The organism is Sulfitobacter sp. SH22 (assembly GCF_965641905.1).
In the GTDB taxonomy this organism is placed as follows: Bacteria; Pseudomonadota; Alphaproteobacteria; order Rhodobacterales; family Rhodobacteraceae; genus Sulfitobacter.
In genome coordinates, this window is record NZ_OZ282573.1 from 2991139 (window position 1) to 3006503 (window position 15365).

The 15365-nt window shown below is 55.7% G+C and carries 13 protein-coding genes; 8 read left to right on the forward strand and 5 right to left on the reverse strand.

All coding sequences use genetic code 11. The features are described 5' to 3' along the window. Position 1: 1 nt before the first annotated feature. Positions 2-889 (forward strand): ParB/RepB/Spo0J family partition protein, encoded by an 888-nt coding sequence (locus ACSQ13_RS16670; RefSeq protein WP_295508170.1) that lies wholly within the window; start codon positions 2-4, stop codon positions 887-889. Here the strand turns inward: ACSQ13_RS16670 and hemW are convergent. From hemW to rph, 3 genes are read right to left on the reverse strand one after another with little or no spacing between them, the layout of a single operon-like run. Then, positions 886-2043 carry a radical SAM family heme chaperone HemW gene (hemW, locus tag ACSQ13_RS16675; protein WP_295508172.1) on the reverse strand — a complete coding sequence of 386 codons (1158 nt, stop codon included), beginning with the start codon at positions 2041-2043 and terminating at the stop codon, positions 886-888. The genes ACSQ13_RS16670 and hemW overlap by 4 nt on opposite strands. Next, positions 2036-2647, reverse strand: a complete 612-nt coding sequence (gene rdgB / locus ACSQ13_RS16680) for an RdgB/HAM1 family non-canonical purine NTP pyrophosphatase (RefSeq protein WP_295508175.1) — start codon at positions 2645-2647, stop codon at positions 2036-2038. Before rdgB ends, hemW begins: the two co-directional genes overlap by 8 nt. Beyond that, complete coding sequence (gene rph / locus ACSQ13_RS16685) at positions 2644-3357, reverse strand: ribonuclease PH (RefSeq protein ID WP_176250306.1); 714 nt, start codon at positions 3355-3357, stop codon at positions 2644-2646. Before rph ends, rdgB begins: the two co-directional genes overlap by 4 nt. A gap of 99 nt (positions 3358-3456) precedes the next feature. Between rph and hrcA the strand changes: the two genes are divergently transcribed. Together hrcA and ACSQ13_RS16695 are read left to right on the forward strand one after the other, a co-directional pair. Then, positions 3457-4521, forward strand: a complete 1065-nt coding sequence (gene hrcA / locus ACSQ13_RS16690) for a heat-inducible transcriptional repressor HrcA (protein ID WP_176250305.1) — start codon at positions 3457-3459, stop codon at positions 4519-4521. Between the two features lie 9 nt (positions 4522-4530). Further along, positions 4531-5094: a nucleotide exchange factor GrpE gene (locus tag ACSQ13_RS16695; RefSeq protein WP_176250304.1), complete on the forward strand. Its 564-nt coding sequence runs from the start codon at positions 4531-4533 to the stop codon at positions 5092-5094. 66 nt (positions 5095-5160) lie between these two features. On the opposite strand, the gene mutS is transcribed toward ACSQ13_RS16695, so the two are convergent. Continuing rightward, positions 5161-7782 carry a DNA mismatch repair protein MutS gene (gene mutS, locus ACSQ13_RS16700; protein WP_295508190.1) on the reverse strand — a complete coding sequence of 874 codons (2622 nt, stop codon included), beginning with the start codon at positions 7780-7782 and terminating at the stop codon, positions 5161-5163. Positions 7783-7933: 151 nt separating this feature from the next. Between mutS and ACSQ13_RS16705 the strand changes: the two genes are divergently transcribed. The 3 genes from ACSQ13_RS16705 to ACSQ13_RS16715 all read left to right on the forward strand — a co-directional run bounded on the left by ACSQ13_RS16705 (position 7934) and on the right by ACSQ13_RS16715 (position 12882). Further along, the gene (locus ACSQ13_RS16705; RefSeq protein ID WP_176250303.1) at positions 7934-9664 is read left to right on the forward strand and encodes a glycosyltransferase family 61 protein; all 1731 of its coding nucleotides are present in this window, start codon (positions 7934-7936) and stop codon (positions 9662-9664) included. A 75-nt stretch (positions 9665-9739) separates the two neighbouring features. Further along, positions 9740-11998, forward strand: a complete 2259-nt coding sequence (locus ACSQ13_RS16710) for an NADP-dependent malic enzyme (RefSeq protein ID WP_435988126.1) — start codon at positions 9740-9742, stop codon at positions 11996-11998. Beyond that, positions 11995-12882 carry a ribokinase gene (locus ACSQ13_RS16715; protein WP_295510950.1) on the forward strand — a complete coding sequence of 296 codons (888 nt, stop codon included), beginning with the start codon at positions 11995-11997 and terminating at the stop codon, positions 12880-12882. The genes ACSQ13_RS16710 and ACSQ13_RS16715 overlap by 4 nt, the downstream gene beginning before the upstream one ends. Here the strand turns inward: ACSQ13_RS16715 and msrA are convergent. Beyond that, positions 12872-13537: a peptide-methionine (S)-S-oxide reductase MsrA gene (gene msrA, locus ACSQ13_RS16720; RefSeq protein ID WP_176250300.1), complete on the reverse strand. Its 666-nt coding sequence runs from the start codon at positions 13535-13537 to the stop codon at positions 12872-12874. The two genes, ACSQ13_RS16715 and msrA, sit on opposite strands and share 11 nt — an antisense overlap. Positions 13538-13684: 147 nt before the next feature. Here msrA and ACSQ13_RS16725 point away from each other — a divergent pair, with 147 nt between their 5' ends. Next, entirely contained in the window at positions 13685-14593 is a 909-nt protein-coding gene (locus ACSQ13_RS16725) for a D-amino acid aminotransferase (protein WP_176250299.1), read from the forward strand. Continuing rightward, positions 14593-15285: an HAD family hydrolase gene (locus ACSQ13_RS16730; RefSeq protein ID WP_295510953.1), complete on the forward strand. Its 693-nt coding sequence runs from the start codon at positions 14593-14595 to the stop codon at positions 15283-15285. Before ACSQ13_RS16725 ends, ACSQ13_RS16730 begins: the two co-directional genes overlap by 1 nt. The last annotated feature ends 80 nt before the right edge of the window (positions 15286-15365 follow it).

Here is a 15365-nt window from a genome sequence, read left to right on the forward strand (position 1 = left end):
CATGGCAAACAGAGAAAAACGGCGCGGATTGGGGCGTGGGCTTTCGGCTTTGATGGCAGATGTTGCTGAAACACAGACGGTAGCTGCCCAGGGGAGTGCCGAACAGTACATCCCGATCGAGAAAATATCCCCGAACCCCGAACAGCCAAGAAAACGGTTTGATCCAGAGGATTTGAACGATCTCGCGAACTCGATCAAGGAAAAGGGGGTTATTCAGCCTCTTATTGTGCGTCGCAGGGAAGATGGGACATTTGAAATCGTCGCCGGCGAACGCCGCTGGCGCGCGTCGCAAATGGCAAAACTGCACGAACTTCCTGTAATCGTTCGTGAATTTACAGATCTCGAAGTTCTCGAGGTTGCGATTATCGAGAACATCCAGCGGGCTGACCTCAACTCCATCGAGGAAGCCGCCGGGTATCGCCAATTGATGGACAAGTTTGGTCATACGCAGGAAAAGATGGCCGAAGCGCTTGGTAAAAGCCGGAGCCACATCGCCAACTTGTTGCGCCTTTTGAACCTGCCGGACACCGTGTTGGAAATGGTTCGCACAGGCGATCTTACTGCAGGACATGCCAGAACTTTGGTTCCTGCCGATGACCCCGTAAAACTAGCCAAGCAGATTATTGCGGGTGGTTTGTCTGTTCGGGCGGCGGAAGCTTTGGTTAAGAAAGAGCAAAACGCTGGAAAAGACGACGCGCCACTTAAGGCCCCCAAGGCGCTAACCGAAAAGGACGCAGATACGCGTGCGCTTGAGAGCGATCTTTCGGCAAGCTTGGGGATGAAAGTGACATTGAACCACAAGCCGGGGCAGGAAGCCGGGCAAATGGTTCTAAGCTATAAAAACATGGACGAACTGGACGAGCTTTGCCGCCTTTTGTCGGTCAGCTAGTCGGCCAATAGCTCAGCCAGAATAGCGTTAAGGACCATAAAACCCTGATCCGTTACTTTCAGCTGATCACGCTCCAAACTGATCATCCCGATGTCTTGCATCCGGATGATCTTTTTTTGTGACAGAGGGGTGCCAGCGAGCGCCGAATATCTTTTCAGATCGACCCCCTCTTTGAGACGCAGGCCCATCATAAGAAATTCACTGGCTTGATCCTCAGGAGAAAGCGCCTCTCGGGGTTTTTCTGTTTTGCCAGAGGCCGCGGCATCCAGCCAGCGCTGCGGATTGCTGAAACATTCAGTCGCAAAGCGGTGGCCGTTCTGGGTTAACCGGCCATGTGCGCCGGGCCCGATCCCAAGATAGTCGCCATAGCGCCAGTAGATCAGATTGTGCCGCGATTGAGCCCCGTCGCGCGCGTGGTTTGAAACCTCGTAGGACGGCATGCCCATCTCGTTGCAAATGTCTTGGGTGGCGGCATACATATCTGCGCCAAGATCGTCGTCGGGCAACCCGCGCAACTTGCCAATTGCGTAACGGTCACCGAAGGCCGTGCCTTGTTCGATCGTGAGTTGATAAAGTGAAATATGGTCTATCGCTAGGGATAGGGCCTGTTTTAACTCGGATTGCCACGCTGGCAAGGTCTGGTTTTGCCTGCCGTAAATCAGATCAAAACTCACCCGATCGAAGGTAGAACGCGCAATATCAAAGGCTGCCAATGCCTCTGCCGTGTTATGGATACGACCAAGACGTTTCAGATCCGCATCGTTCAGCGCCTGAATCCCCATTGAAACGCGGTTGACCCCGGCGTCGTGAAATCCCTTGAACCGTCCTGCCTCGACCGAACCGGGGTTGGCTTCCAGGGTGATTTCCAGATCATTTGCTGTTGGCCACAGACGGTAGATCGCAGCGATCACATCTGCAACGATATCCGGGTCCATCAGGCTGGGGGTGCCACCGCCAAAGAACACTGCGTTCAACACGCGCCCTTGGGTTTCGGCAGCACCACGTTCAAGCTCGGCCAGGTAGGCATCGCGCCAGGCTCTCTGGTCAATTTTGCGACTAACATGGCTGTTAAAGTCACAATAGGGGCATTTAGCCTCGCAAAATGGCCAGTGGATATAAAGGCCAAAGCCGCCCTGGCACCAATCTTCAGTCAAAGCAGGCAGAGGTCAGTTTGGCGAATGCATCCGCGCGGTGGCTGATCCGGTTCTTGGCATCATGCGACATTTCACCAAAGGTCTGTTCGTATCCGTCAGGTTGGAACATCGGATCATACCCGTGACCAATTTCGCCCCGCATCGGCCAAACCAAGGTGCCGTCAACTTTGCCTTCGAAAATCTCTTCGTGACCATCGGGCCAAGCCAGGACCAAAGTTGCGCAAAACCGTGCGCGACGGGGGTGAGGGGCGTTCTTTCCTTCAAGCAGGTTGTGGGTTTTTGTCATCGCCATGACGAAATCACGGCCATTTGGTGTCTCTGACCAATCCGCGGTATAAACGCCGGGCGCTCCATCCAGAGCTTCGACCTCTATCCCTGAATCATCGGCCAGCGCAGGAAGGCCAGTTGCCTTGACCGCCGCAACCGCTTTGATCCTCGCATTACCGATAAAATTGTCCTCAGTTTCTTCAGGCTCGGAGAGGTTCATTTCGGCGGCACCCACAACGCGCACGCCAAAAGGGGCAAAGAGTTCGGCCATCTCTGCCAGTTTGCCCGCGTTATGTGTGGCGATCAGGATTTGATCGCCAGTGAATTTACGTGTCATGCAGTTGCGGCTTTCTGTATTTCGACCAACTCGGCGACGCCTTTTTCGGCAAGATCCATCAGATGGTTCATCTGTTCGCGCGAATAGGTGGACCCTTCGGCGCTCATCTGGGTTTCGATCAGGCGGCCAGTGCCCGTCATGATAAAGTTGCCATCAACACCGGCTTCGGAATCTTCGGGGTAATCCAGATCAAGAATGGGCTGGCCCGCGTAGATGCCACAGCTGATCGCGGCGACGGGATCAATCAACGGGTCGTTCTTTACGTCGCCAGCTTTCATCAGCTTGTTCACAGCCAGTTTCAAGGCAATCCAGCCCCCGGTGATCGACGCGCAGCGGGTGCCGCCATCGGCCTGCAAAACATCGCAATCGATGGTGATCTGACGTTCGCCAAGGGCGCTGCGATCAACGCCGGCACGCAGGGCGCGGCCGATAAGACGTTGAATTTCAACGGTGCGCCCGCCTTGCTTGCCCATTGCGGCTTCGCGGCGCATGCGGGTGTTTGTTGCGCGGGGCAGCATCCCGTATTCAGCGGTAACCCAGCCCAGACCGGACCCCTTGATAAACGGGGGAACGCGGTCTTCGATGGTCGCGGTGCATAGCACATGGGTGTCGCCCATTTTGATCAGCGCCGACCCTTCGGCATGTTTGGTAAAGCCTGTTTCAACAGACACAGCACGCATTTCGTCAAGTTTCCGTCCGGAGGGGCGCATAAGATTATCCTTTATGAGTTGCATTGGGGATAACTCTGCACGCCATCTTGATGCAACCCCGATTGACGTTTGCCCCCCGAGCCCCTTTATTAGGGCATCATGGAAAAAACACCCACAGTTCTAGATGAAATGAATGACCGCTCGCGCGAAGTGTTTCGCCGCGTGGTCGAAGGATATCTGGCGAATGGTGATCCTGTTGGGTCGCGAACCCTCACGCGTGACTTTAGCGAAAAGGTCAGCGCGGCGACCATTCGCAATGTGATGCAGGACCTGGAATATATGGGTCTGCTGGGCAGCCCCCATGTCAGCGCTGGGCGTATTCCGACCCAGATGGGGTTGCGGATGTTTGTCGACGGGATGATTGAAATCGGCGATCCGACCGATATCGACCGCGAGAAAATCGACGCAACCATGGGCGATAACGGTGCCGATGTGGGTGGTATTCTGGACCGCGTCGGATCGGCGCTGTCGGGAGTTACAAAAGGGGCTTCGCTGGTATTGACGCCCAAACACGAAGCACCGATCAAACATATCGAATTCGTCTCTCTTTCGCAGGATAGAGCCTTGGTCGTTCTGGTTTTCTCGGACGGCCATGTTGAAAACCGCTTGTTCACGCCACCGCCCGGCCAGACGCCAAGCAGCATGCGCGAAGCGGCGAATTTCCTCAATTCATTGGTTGAAGGAAAAACCATTTCCGAATTGCAGCGGACCATTCTGACCCAGATCAACCAACGCCGGCAAGAAATCGACATTCTTGCGCAACAGCTTGTCGAAAGCGGCCTTGCGTTGTGGCAAGGCGACGGCGAACACCCCGAGCGTTTGATCGTGCGGGGACGGTCGAATTTGATCAACGCAGAAGGCGAGGCGGAGAACGTCGAGCTGATCCGGCAACTGTTTGATGATCTGGAGCGCAAGCGGGATATTGCCGAATTTCTTGAACTTGCGGATGGCGGCGACGGTGTGCGCATTTTTATTGGGTCTGAAAACAAACTTTTTTCACTTTCGGGTTCCTCTCTCGTCGTTTCCCCTTATATGAACGCAGATCGTAAGGTGATTGGTGCCGTCGGTGTGATTGGCCCCACACGCCTTAATTATGGACGTATCGTGCCGATTGTGAATTACACGGCGCAGCTGGTTGGGAAACTGATCTCAAACCGCAGCTAGAGGTGGACTATGGCAGAGCCGAGAGACAACGAATTTTTGGACGACATTGATGACGCAGAGGCAGAGGCCTATGCGGATGAAATGGAAGAGATCGACGATGAAGCGCTGGAATTGGACCAGCTGCGCGCCGAACGTGATCTGTTGAAAGACCGCTTTATGCGGGCACTGGCCGATGCAGAAAACGCACGCAAGCGGTCCGACAAAGACCGCCGTGAGGCCGAAAACTATGGCGGGTCAAAGCTGGCCCGTGACATGCTGCCGGTCTACGACAACATGAAGCGCGCGCTGGAAGCCGTGACCGACGAGCAGCGGGCGATTTCGGGCCCATTGCTGGAAGGGATTGAACTGACAATGCGCGAGCTTTTGAACGTGTTCAAAAAGCACGGTATGGAAGTGATCGCGCCCGAAGTCGGCGATAAGTTTGACCCGCAGCTGCATCAGGCGATGTTTGAAGCACCTGTGCCAGGCACAAAGGCCGGTGAAATCATTCAGGTCGCAGCCGAAGGGTTCATGCTGCACGATCGCCTGTTGCGCCCTGCGCAGGTTGGCGTTTCGTCCATGCCCGCAAGCTGAGGCGTTTTGCCTTAGCGGCGGACCCTTCGGGGAGGATTTATTTCCATTTGGAATTTAAGGGGGCGGTCAATCTTTGGCCGCCTCTTTTAGTTTATAGAGCAGATCAAGGGCTTCGCGCGGGGTCAGTTCATCTGGTAGAATATCAGCGAGGGCCGCTTCGACTTTTGATGCCTTTGCCGGTTTCGGTGGTGGCGTGGGGTTGATAGCGAAAAGCGGCAAATCGTCGATCAGGGTTTTTTGCGTGGCACCCCCTTCGCGTTCGCCTTTTTCAAGCGCCTCAAGAACAACGCGGGCGCGGGCGATGACAGAGGGCGGCAGGCCAGCCAGTTGGGCAACTTGCACACCATAGGATCTGTCGGCCGCACCTTTTTTCACCTCGTGAAGGAAGATGACTTCGCCTTCCCATTCCTTGACGGTGACGGTCGCGTTTTCAACGCCGTCCAGCTTGTTCGAAAGCGCGGTCATTTCGTGGTAATGGGTGGCGAACAACGCGCGGGACCGGTTCACATCATGCAGGTGCTCAAGGGTTGCCCATGCGATGGAAAGCCCGTCATAGGTTGCCGTTCCGCGCCCGATTTCATCCAGAATGACCAAGGCGCGATCATCGGCCTGGTTCAGGATCGCCGCGGTTTCGACCATTTCGACCATGAAGGTCGACCGGCCACGGGCCAGATCATCAGAGGCCCCGACGCGGCTGAATATCTGGCTGACCAAACCGATATGCGCCTGCGACGCGGGCACATAGCTGCCCATATGCGCCATCAAGGCGATCAACGCATTCTGACGCAGAAAAGTTGATTTACCAGCCATGTTCGGGCCGGTGAGCAACCAGATATGCGCGTTTTCGTCATTTGCGGAAAGGGTGCAATCATTGGCGATAAAGGCCGCGCCCGATTGTTGGGCAAGCGCGCGTTCGACAACCGGGTGACGCCCGCCCGTAATGTCAAAGGCGCGCGAGTTATCAACGCGTGGTTTCACCCAGTTTTCGGACTGGGCAAGTTCTGCCAAAGCGGCGGCCAGATCGACTTCGGCCAAACCGGCAGAGACCACACCAATAGGCCCGGCCTGTGCCAGAATAGCGCTTTTGAGGCTGTCATAGAGCCGCTTTTCAATTTCCAGCGCATGATTTCCGGCGTTGAGGATCTTGGTTTCCATCTCGGACAGTTCGACCGTGGTAAAGCGGACCTGGTTCGCGGTGGTTTGGCGGTGGATAAAGGTTTCGGACAGGGGGGCCGACAGCATTTTATCGGCATGGGTCGAGGTTACTTCGATGAAATACCCCAAGACGTTGTTATGCTTGATCTTGAGGGCGGTAATGCCTGTGGTCGACACGAACTCTTGTTGCATCTGGGCGATAACGCTGCGGCCTTCGTCGCGCAGGGTGCGGACCTCGTCCAATTCGGTGTCATAGCCGGGTGCGATAAATCCGCCATCACGGGCCAAAAGCGGTGGTTCGGCGATCAACGCCTGATCCAACAGGTCGATCAAATCATCATGGCCCCGCAAACCCTTGATGGCTTGGGACAAGAGATCGGGCAAATCCGAGGTATCGGTTTTTTCTGCCAATTGGCTGGCTTCTGCCAAACCGTTGCGGATGGCAGCCAGATCACGCGGGCCGCCACGGTCAAGCGAGAGGCGGGACAAGGCGCGTTCAAGATCGGGCACATTCCGCAGATGCTGGCGCAAGTCTTCGCGCAGACGGGTGTTTTCAACGGCAAAGGAAATTGCCTCAAGCCTTGCGTGAATCGTCTCTAAAACCCGGGATGGGGATGAAATACGCCGTTCCAACAGTCGGCCTCCACCGGCGGTAACCGTCTTGTCCATGACCGCCAGCAACGTGCCGGCACGGCCGCCCGAAAGCGCGTGCGTCAGTTCAAGATTGCGACGTGTCGCTGTGTCGATCTGAACGCTGCGGGCTTCGGATTCTTTCACGGGCGTGCGCAGCAGGGGCAGTTTGCCCTTTTGGGTGATCTCGAGATATTCGATGACCGCGCCCATCGCTGAAATATCCGCGCGTTCGAAATTGCCAAAAGCATCAAGCGACCCAACGCCAAACAGGTCGCAGATGGACTTTTCGGCGCTGCTGCTGTCAAAGGCAGAGCGGGCGAGGGGCGTGAGCGACAGGTTGAAATCGGCAACCAATTCGCGGAGTTCCGCTTCCTTTGCTTCGGATACGATCAATTCGGAAGGGGACAAACGCGCGAGTTCGGGGCCAAGCCGTGCCAGCGTGACAGGCATCACGTGAAAAGCACCGGTGGAAATATCCACCCAAGCGAGCGCATGTTGGCCGCGGACCTCGGCGAAGGCAGCCAGATAATTATGGCGGCGGGCATCAAGAAGGGATTCTTCGGTTAATGTGCCGGGCGTCACCAGGCGCACGACATCGCGTTTCACGATCGCCTTATAGCCGCGTTTTTTGGCTTCGGCCGGGCTTTCCATCTGTTCACAGACGGCGACGCGAAACCCTTTGCGGATCAGGGTGAGCAGATAGCCTTCGGCGGCATGAACGGGAACGCCACACATTGCAATGTCTTCGCCGCCGTGTTTGCCCCGTTTTGTCAGCGCGATATCCAGTGCTTCGGCGGCCGCGACGGCGTCATCAAAGAACATTTCATAGAAATCGCCCATGCGATAAAATAGCAAAGCGTCGGCATATTGCGCCTTAAGCTCAAGATACTGAGCCATCATTGGCGTGATTTTTTCGTCGCTCACCACAAACCCCCGTTCAACATATGCCTGTTTACAAAACCAATGGCGGGCATGAAAGGGGCGATCCTGATGGACCTGCGTCCGGACTGTGCTAGAAAGATGTTCAATGACCTAATTTGAAGAGTTTTCTGTGCGTAATCAGGTGGACCTTGCCCAAGAGCCAGAGCAGGTTTTTTTGAACCCCTGGTCGGATGGCGGCGTCACATTATTGGCGCAGCCCCCCTATTACTGGCGCAAGATCGCGCCTGCGTTGATCGACGGTGTGGGGGCCAGCGACAGCCCTGCCTTGAACGAAAAAATCGAGGCGTTTCTTACGCAAACCCGGCGGCATCGGAAATTCAAAGAGCCGATCATGTATGCGACCGTGCCAGCCGTTCTTGAGAATGTCGGCTTTCGAAAATCGCTGCTGATGGCCCAGGGTAAGATTGTGTTAAGCGGTGCGCCGGGCGTACGCGCATTGAACAAGTATCGTTGGGCAAATGAGCAGGCAGAGTTTGATCCGCAGCAGCGGCTGATGGAATTTTTTGCCAAGGGGTTGAAGGAAAACAAGGGGAAAACGTTAAAGCTGGACCCCGATGCATTGGGGCCGGATGTCGATTTCGCCATCATTGCCCGCAACACGTTCAACTATTACCACTTCATCACCGAAACGCTAAGCCAGCTATGTGTTTTGGACGATCTGGATTTTCAGGGCCGCGTCTTCATCCACTTCCCGAACCGCGAAGATAAAACGCGGGATTTCGCGAAGAACTTTGTTGATGTGCTGTTTCCCGAGCTTAAGGACCGCGTCTTCTTTGAACGGGCACCGAAAGACTATGATCGGGTGTTAACGGCCTATGATCTGGTCAGTGTCCATTATCTAAACCCAATGTTAGAGCCTGAAAAACTGAATGCGCTGGCCCCCTCCGACCAGTTCTGGAACGGTCAGGCCGCGACGATTTCATCGCAAAACCTATTGCAGATGAATGTTGTTCAATCGGGTCTGGCCGCCCTGCGTGACCGTGCATTGCGCCGGATCGAGGGGTTTGATTTCAGTGATCTGCCCAAAAAATTCTATGTCGGGCGGGATACGCGCCAAAGCCGGACAAGACATATGGAGGGGGAGGACGAGTTGTTCGATCATCTGCGGCTGTTCGGTTTCGAATATGTTGTGTTTGAGAATATGCACCCGCTGGAACAGATTGCGCTGATGGCCAATGCCGAGGTGATGATTTCGTATCACGGGGCGGGGTTTACGAATATGTTGTTCGCCAACCCCGATGCCTATGTGATCGAGGTTGGAACCTTGCAAACTGCGATGACCCGTTGGGGTGATTTCTGGCCCGTCGCGAATGCGGCGCAGTGTAAATACATGAGCTTTTTCGCCGACTATAAAGGAGTCAAAGCCGGGCAGGAGCCGAGCCCGTTCAAGGACGAGCTGTTGCCTGCCGCGCTGAGCCGTCAGGCGATCGGGCAGTTGATGGCTTTTGTCGTGTCTCTGGATGGTCATGTGCCCGAAATGCCCAAGCGTCGCGATCTTCTTCGGCTTGCGCGGTCGCTGTTTCGCGCGGACGAGTTTGCAAAAGCGCTGGCCGTTCTTGAGGCGCATCCAAAGCTGACTCTGGGGCATTTCGATCTGCAAATGCTGATGGCCGACTGCTATAAATCCGTGGATGAGCCCAAATCCGAGCTGAAGGCCCTTGATGCGGCCTTCAAGGCTGACAAATCGCGGTGGCAAACCCTGATCCGGATGATCTGGTGCGCGAACCGCTGCGAAAGGCCGCAGGTGATCCGTTGGGCGGTTTCACGTTTGCAGGCGGATTTCCCCGAACGGCATGACGCATTTGTCGAAAATCACGACTGGGTTCGCTACGTCGTCTGACTGTGAGCGCCATCATGATTGTACGCAGGGCTGTTCGTCGATATTAAACCCTGAAACAACAGGGAAGCTTTGTCAGTGTCCAAGAACCGTATCACATCCGAAGAGGCGCTTGCCTTTCACCTAGAGCCAACGCCCGGCAAGTTCGAGATTACTGCGACTGTCCCGATGACAACGCAGCGCGATCTTAGTCTGGCCTATTCGCCGGGTGTTGCCGTACCTTGTGAATCCATCGCGGCGAACCCCGAATTGGCGTATGATTACACCAACAAGGGCAATCTGGTTGCGGTGATTTCAAACGGGACGGCGGTTCTGGGCTTGGGCAACCTAGGCGCGTTGGCCTCCAAGCCGGTGATGGAAGGCAAGGCAGTTCTGTTCAAACGGTTCGCCGATGTGAATTCGATTGATATCGAACTGGATACCGAAGACCCCGAAGCGTTCATTAACGCGGTCAAACTGATGGGCCCGACCTTTGGCGGCATCAACCTTGAAGACATCAAGGCACCTGAATGTTTCATCATTGAACAGCGCCTGAAAGAAGAGATGGATATCCCTGTCTTTCACGACGACCAACATGGCACGGCGGTTATCTGTGCCGCTGGCCTGCTGAATGCGCTGCATATCTCGGGCAAGAAAATCGAAGACGTCCGCATTGTGCTGAACGGTGCCGGTGCTGCCGGGATCGCCTGCCTTGAATTGCTAAAGGCGATGGGCGCACAGCATAACAACTGCATCATGTGTGACACCAAGGGCGTGATTTATCAGGGCCGTACCGAAGGTATGAACCAGTGGAAATCGGCCCATGCCGCGTCGACCGAATTGCGCAGTCTGGAAGAAGCTATGGTGGGTGCCGATGTATTTTTGGGCGTCTCGGTCAAGGGTGCCGTGACCCCGTCGATGGTTGCCAGCATGGCCGATAATCCGGTGATTTTCGCGATGGCGAACCCCGATCCCGAGATTACCCCCGAAGAAGCGCACGAAGTCCGCCCCGATGCGATCGTTGCCACGGGCCGCAGTGATTACCCCAACCAGGTCAACAACGTTCTGGGCTTTCCCTATCTGTTTCGCGGTGCCCTCGATATTCACGCCCGCGCGATCAATGACGAGATGAAGATCGCTTGCGCCCATGCTTTGGCAAACCTTGCGCGCGAAGACGTGCCGGACGAGGTCGCGTTGGCCTATGGCAAAAACCTGAGCTTTGGCCGTGATTATATCATTCCGACGCCGTTTGACCCGCGTTTGATCCACCGTATTCCGCCAGCCGTTGCGCGGGCGGGGATGCACACCGGTGTGGCACGGCGCCCGATTATTGATATGGACGCCTATGAGCTGAGCCTGAAATCGCGCATGGATCCGACGGCAAACATTCTTCGCGGTATCAACGCTCGCGCACGTGCGAACCAAGCACGCATGATCTTTGCCGAAGGGGATGATCCCAAGGTGTTGCGCGCTGCGGTCACCTATCAACGGTCCGGTCTGGGCAAAGCGTTGGTTGTCGGCCGCGCGGATGACGTAAAATCCAAGCTGGCAGCCGCCGGTCTGGAAGATGCGTTCCGCGAACTTGAGATCGTGAATGCGGCCAATACCCCGCATTTGGAAACCTATAAAACGTTCCTTTATGATCGTCTGAAACGCAAAGGGTTCGACAGCAAGGATATCCACCGGCTTGCGGCGCGTGACCGCCATGTTTTCGCATCGTTGATGTTGGCGCACGGACATGGTGACGGCCTTGTCACTGGCGCGACACGCAAATCGGCGCATGTTCTGGAACGCATCAATCATGTGTTCGATGCCGATGCCCAACACGGTGCGGTTGGCATTACAGCCGTTTTGCACAAAGGCCGCATCGTCTTTATCGGCGACACTTTGGTGCATGAATGGCCGGACGAGAATGATCTGGCGAACATCGCAGAAAGCGGTGCCAAGGTTGCACGGCATTTGGGGCTTGAACCGCGTGTGGCTTTCGTCAGCTTTTCAACATTCGGGTACCCGATTTCCGAACGTGCAGAAAAAATGCAGCGCGCCCCGAATGTTCTGGATCAGCGCGGCGTGAATTTCGAATACGAAGGCGAGATGACTGTTGACGTGGCGCTGAATGCGGAAAGCCAAAAGAACTATCCTTTCTCGCGGTTGACGGGTCCGGCGAATATCTTGGTCGTACCAGCCCGCCATTCGGCCAGCATTTCCGTCAAACTGATGCAGGAAATGGCCGGCGCGACTGTTATTGGTCCGATTTTGACAGGTTTGGACAAATCGATCCAGATTTGTTCAACTACATCGACGGCCAATGACATCTTGAACATGGCAATTCTGGCGGCGTGTAAGGTCGGCGAATGATCTGGAACCTCGGCTCGATTAACGCGGATAATTTCTACTATCTGCGCCATTTGCCGCAACCCGGTGAAACAATCGCCGCCGAGGAATTTCGCCAGGGTTTGGGCGGCAAGGGGGCCAATATGTCGGTCGCCGCCGCCCGCGCCGGAGCCCGTGTCATGCATATCGGGGCTGTCGGGCCAGACGGTAAATGGGCGGTCGAACGTCTGTTGGAATATGGCGTTGAAACCCAGCATATCCACATGATCAACATGCCAACGGGCCATGCAAATATCTGCGTGGCCGAAGATGGCGAGAATTCTATCGTTTTGTTTGCAGGCGCAAATCACGAGGTGAACGACCGGATCATCGGCGCAGCCCTGGCCGAGGCGTCGCCGGGTGACTTTTTGCTGATGCAGAATGAAACATTGGGTCAGGAATTTGCAGCCCCTACCGCCAAGACGCTTGGGATGCGCGTTGTCTATGCCGCCGCCCCCTTCGAGGCCGAAGTCGTCGCGGATGTGATGGCTGATGTTGACCTGCTGGTTTTGAACGAAGGCGAAGCCGCCGAACTGGAAGAGGTTTTGGGGCAATCGCTGGAGGAGCTTCCCATTGATGATATCATTGTCACCTTGGGGGCCGACGGGTGTAAATGGGTCTCTAACAAAGGGAAAAGCGAAGAGATTTTCCCAGCTTATCCGGTCGAGGTTGTCGATACCACGGGTGCGGGTGATACATTCACCGGCTATCTGGTCGCCGCACTTGACCGCGGCCTTAGCATGCAAAGCGCGATTACCCTGGGCATGCAAGCTGCGGCGTTGATGGTTATGCGCAAGGGCACGGCAGACGTGATCCCGGACCTGAAGGAGATCCAGGATCACGATTTCGACGGCGATCTTAGTGAGTAAAAGCGGCAGCTTTGCCCCATAATTGTTTCACCCGCTGGTCGCGGCCACATCCGTTCCGGTAGCGTTTGTAAGCGACTGATTTTTTCACGCCCAAACCAACGCTGCTGAACGCCAAGCGGTCATCGCTTTTGTAGTAATTTTGGTGGTAGTCATCAGCCGGATAAAACGCTGTCTTGCCCAAGATCGGCGTGACCACCGTTTTGCCCAATGCCGCTTGCGCGTCTGCTTTGGCTTTTTCGGCTGCGGCCTTTTGGGCGGAACCATCCGCAAAGATTGCGGAGCGATAGCTGTCGCCGCGATCGCAGAACTGGCCACCTGCATCTGTCGGGTCAACCGACCGGAAGAACAACGCCAGCAATTGATCGACGCTGACAACCGCCGGATCAAACTGGATTTGCGCGACTTCATAATGCCCTGTGCCACCTGCGACGACCTGCTTGTAGGTCGGGTTTTTGACCGACCCGCCGGCAAAACCGGAAACGACCTCTTTCACGCCTTTGACGCTTTCGAAATCGGATTCAACGCACCAAAAGCATCCGCCAGCAACCAGAAGCGTCTCTGTTCCAGCGGCTTTTGCGCTGGTTCCTTGGACGATCAGGCCCAGACCGATGGTCGCAGACAGGGCGATCAACTTCAGATTTGTTGCGATACTCATCATTCTTCTCCTCTTTGCGGAAACGGTGACGTGGTTCGCGCCGTCACGCAACACACGGCTTGGCGATGTCACGGCCTAGTGATTTCAATTTCAGGCTTGGCGCGGGCTGGCGAAATTCATAGCGTCACGTTCAAAAGGGGATTCCAGATGCAAGATCACGTGACCACACATCAAGCCGAAGAAGACGCGCGCAATGACGAGATCCTGATTTATCTGAATGGTCAGATCGTTCCCAAGGCGCAAGCGATGGTCAGCGTGTATGACAGTGGTTTCATGTTGGGCGACGGCATCTGGGAAGGCTTGCGCCTGTATGACGGCTGCTGGGCCTTTATCGATGAACATTTTGACCGCCTGTTCGAGGCCGCAAAAGCCATTGATCTGAACATTGGTATGACCCGTGAAACATTGATTTCAGCCTTGTTAGAGACGCAAGAGGCCAATGGTATGACCACCGATGCCCATGCGCGGCTCATGATTACGCGCGGCGTCAAAACGCGGCCTTTCCAACATCCTTCACTGTCGCAATCCGGCCCGACGATCACGATTATCATGGAGCATTCGCGCCCCAGCATCCCGCGCCCGATCCGGTTGGCGACCGTTCCGCATTTGCGCGGCTTGCCGATGACCCAAGACCCCAAGCTGAACAGCCATTCCAAACTGAACTGTATTCTTGCCTGTATCGCTGCGGAAAAGGCGGGCGCAGACGAGGCGTTGATGTTGGATATCAATGGTTTCGTGAACACGACCAATGCCTGTAACTTTTTCATTGTCCGGAAGGGCGCGGTTTGGACCAGTACGGGCGATTACTGCATGAACGGGATTACCCGCCAAAAGGTGATCGACCTGTGTCGCGCCAATGATATTCTGGTTTTTGAACGCAATTTCTCGCTTGTTGATACGTATGGCGCAGACGAGGCGTTCTTGACCGGCACCTTTGGGGCGCAGACGCCCGTTGCGTCGATTGACGGGCGGCAGATTGGGACAGGTGACATGGGGCCGATGACCCAGCGTTTGCGCGATTTATACAAGGGTCTGATCAAGCAGGAGTGTCGCTGATGCGGATTGCGATGTGGTCCGGTCCGCGCAACCTAAGCACGGCGATGATGTACAGCTTTGGCAACCGCAGTGATTTCGCGGTGATGGACGAGCCGTTTTATGCGGCCTATCTGGCGGCGACCGGCGATGATCACCCGATGCGCGCCGAAATTCTGGCAGCCCACGAAGCCGATCCACAAAAGGTGAGCGCGCTGTGCCAGCAGCCGGGAAGCCCGCATATGTACATGAAGCATATGCCGCATCACATGCTGGATGGTTTCCCGATGGATTGGGCCAAGGATTGCGTGAACATTCACCTGATCCGCCATCCCGCCCGCGTGATCGCCAGCTATACGGCCAAACGCGAAGCCCCCAGTTTCGATGATATCGGGTTTGGTCAGCAGACCGCGCTTTATAACAAGATCGGCGGGCTGGTTATCGACAGCGCCGATATTCGTGCGGACCCCGAGGGGATGTTGCGCAAACTATGCGCTGCGATTGATCTGCCGTTTGATCCTGCGATGTTGACCTGGCCCGCAGGTGCGCGGCCCGAGGATGGGGTATGGGCATCCCATTGGTATGGTGCTGTCCATCAAAGCACAGGCTTTGCCGGGGCCGAAGGGCCATTGCCAACATTGTCCGGCGCCGGAAAACTGCTTCTGGATAAGGCTTTGCCCTATTATGATCAGCTATACCGCCAACGTATCACGTAAACTTTGGCCAGCCGGAAACGGTTGATTTAGCATAAAAAAGGCCCGGACAGATATCCGCCTCTCCGGGCCTCTTTCGTCTC